Origin of the sequence: Flavobacterium sp. TAB 87, assembly GCF_001529295.1 — a bacterium.
Taxonomy (GTDB): domain Bacteria; phylum Bacteroidota; class Bacteroidia; order Flavobacteriales; family Flavobacteriaceae; genus Flavobacterium.
Genome location: NZ_LLWK01000027.1, coordinates 63,635 through 73,268, shown reverse-complemented (window position 1 = coordinate 73,268; position 9,634 = coordinate 63,635). Strand labels below are relative to the sequence as shown.

Sequence of the window (9,634 nt, the reverse complement as noted above, 5' to 3'; positions counted from 1 at the left end):
ATGACAGGAAATAGCTCCTAAATATAAAAAAACTTCCTATACCTATATATAAAGGGACATGTTGAATGTATCAAAACTTAAATTTCAGTCTTTTTGGATGGTTCTTTGTGCTGCGATCTCTTGCCAGTGTTTACTTAGATCTTCATAATTCACTGGTTTCGCTTCTTTTTGCTTGACTAACCTACCCGATTCGAATGCTCGATCTAGAATGGTTTCGATCAAATAATCTTCATTTACCTCATACGGCCTGTACTCTTCTTTTAAACTGATGTCAAATACATTGGCTGTGCCGTTCGCCCAAAAGGCTTTCCAACCGCTTTTTAGGTTTTTAACCAACTCGTAAGTTGTATTACCCGTTTGTCTGTGGATCAATTTTACTAAAATCTGACCTTGTTTGCGCGATAGTTTTTTAAGCTTGGCTTCAAATCCATTAGTAAGATAGTCTTCGACAATTTTGAAATACTTTTTTTTCTCTTTATTTGTTGACAAACGTTCCATGCCTTTGTTAAGCGCGGTCAATCTTTCTGCAGCAAGTTTGGCGTACGGGTAAGTTTTGTACACTCGATTTTGAAGAATCAAAAACTGTTTGTGCGTTTCAGCATCTAACTTTTCTTTGGTAATGATAATTTCGGGTAATTCGATAGTATCATTAAGTATCGAATCTTTTTCGGTTAACACATAACCCATCTGTGAATTTGCATTTGGAGTTCCTTGCGCGTGACCAATTATCGAAATAAAAAGCAAACAAAATAAATGATAGGTAAACTTCATTGAGTTATTAATTAAAATGTAAAATTATGCATTATCTATGCAACTGTGATACCAAATTTATAATTTAGCAAAAAAATATTTTTATGAGTACAAAATCAATTTTAAATAATGATTCAATGGCTTTTTTAGAAAGCTACCTTAATAATGCTTCACCAACGGGTTACGAAAGTAGCGGACAAAAAATTTGGATGGATTATCTGAAACCGTATGTGGATACTTTTATAACGGATACTTATGGAACTGCGGTTGGAATTATAAATCCAGATGCACCTTACCGAGTTGTTATTGAAGGACACTCAGATGAGATTTCTTGGTATGTGAACTATATTAATGAAGAAGGTTTAATTTATGTGATTAGAAATGGTGGTTCTGACCATCAAATTGCACCTTCGAAACGTGTCAACATTCATACTAAAAAAGGAATTGTAAAAGGTGTTTTTGGATGGCCTGCCATTCATACAAGAAATAGAGCAAAAGAAGAGCCTGCAAAAGTGGACAACTTGTTTATTGATATAGGTTGTTCTACCAAAGAGGAAGTTGAAAATTTGGGCGTTCATGTAGGTTGTGTAATTACATATCCTGATGAATTTATGATTTTGAACGAAAATAAATTTGTTTGTCGTGCAATTGACAATCGAATGGGTGGCTTTATGATTGCTGAAGTAGCACGTTTATTACACGAGAATAAAATCAAGTTACCTTTTGGTTTATACATCACCAATTCGGTACAAGAAGAAGTAGGTTTGCGCGGTGCCGAAATGATCACGAAAACAATCAAACCGAATGTTGCTATTGTAACCGATGTTTGCCATGATTCTACCACGCCAATGATTGATAAAAAAATTGAGGGAGAAACAAAAATTGGCGCTGGACCTGTGATAACTTATGCTCCTGCTGTACAAAATAATTTGAGAGAATTAATTTTAGATACGGCTGTTGCGAATAATATTCCGTTTCAACGTTTGGCTTCTTCAAGAGTTACAGGAACTGACACTGATGCTTTTGCTTACAGCAATGGTGGAGTTGCTTCTGCTCTAATTTCACTGCCGCTTCGTTACATGCACACTACAGTAGAAATGGTACATAGAGAAGATGTAGAAAATGTAATTAAATTGATTTATGAATCTTTATTGAAAATTGAAAACAATGCTACGTTTTCCTATTTTGAGTAAGGTTTAGAATTGAAACTATATTTAAAATGCGAATTTGAAAGTTTCAAATTCGCATTTTTTTTTATTTGAACTGAGCGAACACAATTAGTACAATTGAAATGAGGGCCAATAGTAATCCAACGTAATTCAGTTTAGATAACTTTTCTTTAAAGGCAATTACGCCAGCCAAACTTCCTAAAATAATAACACCCATATTCATTCCTGCAAAAACAGTAGATGGATTTTCTGAAAAAGCATGATGCGCTTTTAAATAAAATAAGATGTTTCCGAAGTTAAACAATCCTACCAAAAATCCGAAAAGTAAATTTTTAAAATTAAAAACTTCTTTTTTAATCAGTTGCTGATACAAAACCACAATTGCCATAATTAAGAAAGCAATCGCAAAAACCATAAACAAAGATGTGGTATACGGAACAAAAGTATAAATGGCTATCTTTTTAAACAGTATATCTATTACTCCAAATCCTAGAAAAACAAGAAGTGGATATTTCCAACTGGATTGGCTCGACTCTTTTATTTTAGAAAGAATACAGAATAGTGCTAAAAATCCGAAAAGAATTCCGATTATTTTGGACGTCGTAAATTCTTCTTTAAATATAAACCAAGCTGCCAAAATGGGAATGAAAAGCGATAATCGTTGTGCAGCATCGGTTTTTACAATTCCGATATTTTTAATAGACGCAATCAGAAACATAAAAACTACTGGCAATAAAATGCCCAAACTTCCGTAAACCACAAAAGGAGCATTCTCATCAATAGCACGTAATGTCGGTTCGAAAGCAAACAAGCAAAACAACATTGCAAAAAAGTAATTGAAAAGTACTATTTGAAAATTATTGTTTTCGTATTTACGGCTTATTTTAAAAATAATTCCGACCGAAACACTGCAAATTATACTCAATATTAAATACAACATAACTTTTAATTTAAATGAAAAAATAAGACTTAAGGATGAATTGATTATCAACTTCAATCAAAAAAGCCACTCAAATAAATGAATGGCTTTGTTCTGATTTGACTGTTATATATTAGATAAAAATCCTTAAAACATAATAAAATAAAGCAGCCAGTAAAGCAGAGATTGGGATCGTTAAAATCCAGGCCCAAACCAAACTTACCGTTACTCCCCAGCGGACTGCTGAAACTCGTTTTGTTAATCCAACACCAATAATAGAACCCGTAATAGTATGTGTTGTGCTTACTGGAATTCGTAAATGTTCTGTAAAATATAAAGTTAATGCTCCTGCAGTTTCGGCAGCGACACCTTCAAAAGAAGTAACTTTAGTAATTTTAGAACCCATTGTTTTTACAATTTTCCATCCGCCACTTAATGTTCCTGCTGCAATTGCAGAATAACAAGCTAATGGGATCCATTCTGGCATATTGGCCTTATTAACTCCATCTCCTAAAGAAACTTGTAACCAGCTCGGCATCGTAGCCAATGAAACATGTGCGTCATTAACATAAACGATTACTGCCGCTGCAATAATTCCCATTACTTTTTGAGAGTCATTTCCACCGTGTCCTAAACTAAATGCTGCTGAAGACAACAATTGCATTTTTTTAAGTGCTCGTTCGGATTGGTGATGGCTTAAACTACTAAACACCAAGCAAAATAAACTTACCGAAAGAATAATAAATCCAACTAAGAGCCATTTGATATTATGAGGTTCAAGAACAACACCCCAAAAATGAGAATTAATTCTTGGATCAACAACATCATAAATAAGCATATCACTGATAAACCAAACAGTCCCAATCATCAATAGAACAGTAAATACTTTTGGTAAAATAGTTTTCCTTGCTGAATTTAATAACCAAATTGAAATTAAATACGAAGCCAAAGCTCCAATTAAAGGGGCGAAGAAAATAAATGCAATAATGATAACTACTCCCGTTGGCATTGCTCCTGCTTTCCCTGGATCATACCAATTCACGATATTGTACCAATGCCTTGTTATAGTTTCTCCACCTTCAATAACGCTGTAATCCGAAAAACCATGCATAAAAATAGCATGAGCCATTGCTGCTCCAGCAAAACCACCAATTAAAGTGTGCGAAGAACTAGAAGGAATACCAAGCCACCAGGTTACCAAATTCCAACAAATTGCTGCAATTACACCAGCAAGAATAACCACTAGAGTGATATCGATCGTATGTGCTGTTTTTGCAACCGTATCTGCTACTCCAAATCCAAAAACCCAATAGGCCAAGAAGTTAAAAAACGCAGCCCAAACTACGGCTTGAAATGGAGTTAATACTTTAGTTGCAACCACTGTTGCTATAGCATTGGCTGCATCATGGAAACCATTAATGTAGTCAAAAACTAAAGCTAATATTATAATTATTATAAGTAAGGTCATACGTAATTACTTCAGAAAGAATAAATTAAATTAAGAATGTTTTACTGCGATTGACTCTAAAACACTTGCTACACTTTTACACTTGTCTGTAGCTGATTCTAAAACAGATAAAACCTCTTTGTACTTAATGATGTTTTTAACATCGGTTTCATTTTCGAAAATTTCAAAAACCGCTTTATTGTAAACGTTATCTGATTTATTTTCTAATTTACTTATTCTTGCACAAGCTGCCTTAATTTTGTCTGAATTTTTAAAATCACGCAATTCTTTTACCGCAGTTTGTATATTTTGACATGCTTCTAAATTAATCTCTGTCATTTTACGGATTGATTTAGTGATCTTGTCCACCTGATACAAGCGCATAATACTAGATGCACCGTGCAATCTATCTGCAACGTTGTCAATTGACGTTACCAAAGAGTGAATGTCTTCTCTATCAAAAGGAGTGATAAAATTTCTACTTAATTCCAAATTGGTTTGACGGGTAATATCTTCTCCTTTTTGCTCGAATCCATCAATTTTCTTAAAAAGAATTTCTCTTTCTTTTAAAGGAAGGTTCACCGCCTCATGCAAGTTAGAAGCTAATTCTACTAAATTACTTGAAGCGTCTTCAAAAAGCGGAAAGAATTTTTTATCCTTAGGTACTAAAAATTGGAAAATACTATTTATTGACATTTTATTATTTTTAAGGATACAAAATTACATCAATTATTTTTTGCAATGTTAAGCTAATGTTAACAAATCGCTTTCGATCTGTAGACTATCCAAAAATAAAATCGTTTTCTCAATATCGTAATGCAAAATTCGGTCTTCGGTCACTAAAGGAACTTCTACACGATAACTACTTAAGAACATTTCAATAAAATCGCTCGATTTTAATGGACTTCTATAATGTACTGCCTGGCTTGCATTCATTAATTCGATTGCTAAAATACATTCTAAATTATCTAGAATTCGCAAGGCCTTCGTTGCACCGTTAGCGCCCATACTCACATGATCTTCTTGTCCGTTACTCGAAACAATACTATCAACGCTTGCTGGAGTAGCCAACTGCTTGTTTTGACTTGCAATACTTGCAGCAGTATATTGTGGAATCATAAATCCCGAATTTAGACCAGGATTATCTACTAAAAAAGCAGGAAGATTACGCAATCCCGAAATTAATTGATAGGTTCTTCGCTCAGAAATACTTCCTAATTCTGCCAAGGCAATTCCGATAAAATCTAAAGCCAAAGCCAAAGGTTGTCCGTGAAAATTTCCACCAGAAATAATTTCGTCACTATCTACAAAAACATTTGGATTGTCTGTTACCGAATTAACTTCTGTTTTAAAGACTTTTTGCACGTATTCGATCGCGTCCTTTGAAGCTCCATGCACTTGAGGCATACATCTAAAGGAGTAAGGATCCTGAACGTGAGATTTATTCTGAGCAATTATCTCACTTCCTTCTAAGAATTCTTTGATGCGATTTGCCGTTTGAATTTGTCCTTTATGCGGTCTAATAAAATGAATCAGCTCATTAAAAGGCTCTATTCTGCCATCAAACCCTTCCAAAGATATTGCACCGATTAAATCGGCTAAATACGATAATTTGTATGCTTTTAAGATAATATGAGTTCCATAAGCACTCATGAACTGGGTACCATTCAACAAAGCTAATCCTTCTTTAGATTTTAAGATAACAGGATCCCATTTGAATTTTTCCAAAACTTCAGCCGATGAAACTTTCTTTCCTTCGTAGCAAACTTCACCTAATCCTAATAAAGGCAAAGATAAATGCGCCAAGGGAGCCAAATCGCCAGAAGCACCTAAAGAACCTTGCGTATATATTATTGGTAGAACATCATTGTTGAAAAAATCTACTAAGCGCTGAACAGTTTCCAACTGTATGCCTGAGTAACCGTAACTTAAAGATTGAATTTTAAGAAGCAACATTAATTTCACAATATGCGATGGCACTTCGTCGCCAGTACCACAAGCATGAGATTTAACTAGATTTTCTTGCAGTTTAGATAGATTTTCATTTGAAATTTTTACATTACAAAGCGATCCAAAACCAGTATTTATGCCATAAATGGGACCAGAATGTGACGCCATCTTTTTATCTAAATAATCTCTGCATTTCAAAATGTTAACTTTTGCTTCATCTGAAAGCTCGATTTTCTTCTGTTCCATTACAATTTCTTGAATGATTTCAAAAGTAAGCAGCTCGTTTGTTATATAATGGATATTGTTCATTAGTTTTTTATTTTCGAGGCCAAAATTCAACAAATCCACATTAAAAAGCAATGAATTTTACGATTATTTCAAAATTCAACTAAAAATGACACTTCAACTTTTGGATAGAAAATTTCGGTAGCTTTTTTTAAATTACTTACAATTGGATACAAAAAACAATCAAATTTTATTTTTTTAAGAAACAAATAAAGAAAAACATACAATTAAACTGTTTTAAACGAGATAAAAAATTGAAATTTAGGAAAATATTAAATATTAAATATACGAATATGATACTTTAACTCTACATAATTTAACAAAAGCTCAGTATTAATTTCCTGACAAAGAAAAAATTATAAAATTCACAAAAAAGCTTGTCTTACTTTTTGTTCCCTACAAAAAGAGCTACTTTTGAAATATCAAAATGAAAAATAATAGCACCACATATCATTCTACACTTGCAATTCCGTCTGGAGTTGTAACTGCTATTATTACAACATCTACTACTACAACTACTACCCTTTAGGGGTATACATTTTTACATATAATCCTGTTGTTGCTCTTTTTTCGAAAAAGAAGAAAGTCATTGGATACGTATAAACATTCGCATTTATAAAATAAAAAACACACAATGAAAGTATTAAAATTTGGTGGATCATCAGTTGCCAATGCCCAAAATATAAAATTAGTTCTTGATATTATTAACCATAAATCAGAAAAAGAAAAATTAGTCGTTGTTGTTTCTGCCTTAAGCAAAGTAACGGATATGCTACAATTGGCAGCGGCAAAAGCGGCGGCAAATGACGAAAGCTTTAAAGAAATTATTGCCGAAATTGAAAAGAAACACCTTGATACTCTAAAAGAATTTATTCCGGTAAGTGAGCAAAGCAGCTTGTTGAGTCATATAAAACGAATAATTAATCACTTAGAAACCTTACTAGATGGTTGTTTTCTACTGGGAGAATTATCACCCAGAACGGCTGATACAATTTTAAGTTTTGGCGAACTACTCTCTTCATTTGTAATTTCTGAAGCTTTAAAGAAAACGAACCCTAATAGCGGTTACAAAGACAGCCGTGAATTAATAAAAACCAACAATCATTTTGGAAAAGCAGCCGTAAACTTTGAGATAACGAACCAATTAATAAATGACTATTTTAGTATTAATTCGAATCAAGTCGTTGTAATTCCGGGGTTTATCGGGTCAACTGCTGACGGCATTGTAACTACCTTAGGACGCGGCGGTTCAGATTACACTGCTGCTATTTTAGCCAATGCTCTCGATGCAAAAGAATTACAAATCTGGACTGACGTGAACGGAATGTTTACAGCGAACCCTAAAATTGTAAAACAAGCGCAATCCATTGCAACGATCTCATATCAAGAAGCGATGGAATTATCACATTTTGGTGCAAAAGTTTTGTATCCACCCACAATTCAACCGGTTTTACGAAAAAACATTCCAATAATCATTAAAAATACCTTCAATCCAGAGGCCGAAGGAACTTACATTTCGAACAGTAATATTCCGCATGACAATCCTGTAAAAGGAATTAGCTATATTGATAAAATTACGTTAATTACTTTAGAAGGTCCCGGAATGATTGGGGTTTCTGGTTCATCTAAACGTTTATTTGAAGTTTTATCGTCAGAGCAAATCAACGTTATTTTTATTACACAAGCTTCATCTGAGCATTCAATATGTATTGGTGTTCTAAGCTCTGATGCTGAAAATGCCGAAATTGCGATCAATAAAGCTTTTGAAGTTGAAATTTTACAGCATAAAGTAGATCCGTGTATCGTCGAAAACAACTTGTGCATCATTGCTTTGGTTGGTGAAAACATGAAAAATCATCAAGGTTTGAGCGGAAGAATGTTTAGTACTTTAGGAAAAAATAACGTAAATATTCGTGCCATTGCGCAAGGTGCTTCCGAGAGAAATATCTCGGCAGTAATTAACGAACGTGATGTTAAGAAAGCGTTGAACACTTTACACGAAAATTTCTTTGAGGAAAATACAGTTCAATTGAACTTATTCGTTATGGGAGTTGGAAACGTCGGTGAAAAATTCATCGAACAAATTCACAGTCAACGAAAGTTTTTAAAGGAAAATTTAAAAATAAATGTGCGTGTCATTGCCTTGTCCAATTCAAGAAAAATGATTTTTGATGAAGATGGAATTTCATTGAAAGAATGGCAAGCCAAACTGGATAACGGAGAAACTGCTGATAAAGATGTTTTTATCGAAAAAGCAAAAGACTTGAATTTACGCAATAGCATATTTGTAGATATTACTGCAAATGCAAGTGTATCTGAAACTTATGCGTCGTTTTTAAAACAAAGTATCGCTGTAGTAACTTGTAATAAAATTGCTTGTTCTTCGGCATATGACAATTATAAAAAACTAAAAACATTATCACGCCAATACAACGCCCCATTTTTGTTTGAAACTAATGTTGGTGCTGGTTTACCAATTATTGATACCGTAAAAAACCTTATTGCCTCTGGTGATAAAGTGAATAAAATACAGGCTGTTTTATCAGGAAGTTTGAACTTTATCTTTAATAATTTTGATGAAAACAATTCTTTTCATGATGTTGTTAAAGAAGCAGGCGTTCAAGGTTTTACAGAACCAGATCCTAAAATTGATTTGAGCGGAATTGATGTTGCTCGTAAAATATTGATTTTAATTCGCGAAAGCGGCTACGAAATGGATATTGATGCCATCGAGAACAAATCATTTATGCCTGCAGCCTGTTTGGCAACCACAAATAATGATGATTTTTTTGCTTCTTTAACTAAAAATGCAGCTCATTTTGAAGCGATTTATAAAGAAGCTTTAAGCAAAGATTCTAGATTGAAATATGTAGCAACATTCGAAAATGGAAAAGCAAGTGTTGGCTTAGAATTTATACCGAAAGACCATCCATTTTACAATTTGGAAGGAAAAGACAATATTGTTCTATTTTACACAGATCGTTATGTTGACCAACCTTTGTTGATAAAAGGCGCAGGTGCTGGTGCAGCTGTTACGGCTTCAGGGATTTTTGCAGATGTAATAAGAATTGGAAATAACTAGAAAGACAAAAATAACGCGGCAGCGGTAAAAGT

At 33.6% G+C, this 9,634-nt stretch carries 7 protein-coding genes; 2 read left to right on the top strand and 5 right to left on the bottom strand.

Annotated elements, in window-relative coordinates; all coding sequences use genetic code 11:
* Positions 1 to 84: 84 nt before the first annotated feature.
* The gene (locus AP058_RS02020) at positions 85 to 771 is read right to left on the bottom strand and encodes a DUF4294 domain-containing protein (protein WP_066306308.1); all 687 of its coding nucleotides are present in this window, start codon (positions 769 to 771) and stop codon (positions 85 to 87) included.
* Between the two features lie 83 nt (positions 772 to 854).
* Between AP058_RS02020 and AP058_RS02015 the strand changes: the two genes are divergently transcribed.
* Positions 855 to 1,943, top strand: a complete 1,089-nt coding sequence (locus AP058_RS02015) for a M42 family metallopeptidase (protein ID WP_066306306.1) — start codon at positions 855 to 857, stop codon at positions 1,941 to 1,943.
* A 61-nt stretch (positions 1,944 to 2,004) separates the two neighbouring features.
* Here the strand turns inward: AP058_RS02015 and AP058_RS02010 are convergent, their stop codons facing one another.
* The 4 genes from AP058_RS02010 to hutH form a co-directional block, all read right to left on the bottom strand.
* Entirely contained in the window at positions 2,005 to 2,859 is an 855-nt protein-coding gene (locus AP058_RS02010; RefSeq protein WP_066306303.1) for a DMT family transporter, read from the bottom strand.
* Positions 2,860 to 2,971: 112 nt separating this feature from the next.
* Complete coding sequence (locus tag AP058_RS02005; protein WP_066306300.1) at positions 2,972 to 4,306, bottom strand: inorganic phosphate transporter; 1,335 nt, start codon at positions 4,304 to 4,306, stop codon at positions 2,972 to 2,974.
* A gap of 30 nt (positions 4,307 to 4,336) precedes the next feature.
* Positions 4,337 to 4,981: a DUF47 domain-containing protein gene (locus AP058_RS02000; protein WP_066306298.1), complete on the bottom strand. Its 645-nt coding sequence runs from the start codon at positions 4,979 to 4,981 to the stop codon at positions 4,337 to 4,339.
* A 48-nt stretch (positions 4,982 to 5,029) separates the two neighbouring features.
* Complete coding sequence (gene hutH / locus AP058_RS01995) at positions 5,030 to 6,544, bottom strand: histidine ammonia-lyase (RefSeq protein WP_066306333.1); 1,515 nt, start codon at positions 6,542 to 6,544, stop codon at positions 5,030 to 5,032.
* A 610-nt stretch (positions 6,545 to 7,154) separates the two neighbouring features.
* Between hutH and thrA the strand changes: the two genes are divergently transcribed.
* A complete protein-coding gene (gene thrA / locus AP058_RS01990; RefSeq protein ID WP_066306296.1) occupies positions 7,155 to 9,602 on the top strand; it encodes a bifunctional aspartate kinase/homoserine dehydrogenase I in 2,448 nt (815 codons plus the stop codon).
* Positions 9,603 to 9,634: the final 32 nt, after the last annotated feature.

Bases quoted from the DNA above. Each gene is read 5' to 3' on its own strand.
- thrA (WP_066306296.1), top strand. From the start codon at position 7,155: ATGAAAGTATTAAAATTTGGTGGATCATCAGTTGCCAATGCCCAAAAT.
- hutH (WP_066306333.1), bottom strand. From the start codon at position 6,544: ATGAACAATATCCATTATATAACAAACGAGCTGCTTACTTTTGAAATC.
- AP058_RS02010 (WP_066306303.1), bottom strand. From the start codon at position 2,859: ATGTTGTATTTAATATTGAGTATAATTTGCAGTGTTTCGGTCGGAATT.
- AP058_RS02000 (WP_066306298.1), bottom strand. From the start codon at position 4,981: ATGTCAATAAATAGTATTTTCCAATTTTTAGTACCTAAGGATAAAAAA.
- AP058_RS02020 (WP_066306308.1), bottom strand. From the start codon at position 771: ATGAAGTTTACCTATCATTTATTTTGTTTGCTTTTTATTTCGATAATT.
- AP058_RS02005 (WP_066306300.1), bottom strand. From the start codon at position 4,306: ATGACCTTACTTATAATAATTATAATATTAGCTTTAGTTTTTGACTAC.
- AP058_RS02015 (WP_066306306.1), top strand. From the start codon at position 855: ATGAGTACAAAATCAATTTTAAATAATGATTCAATGGCTTTTTTAGAA.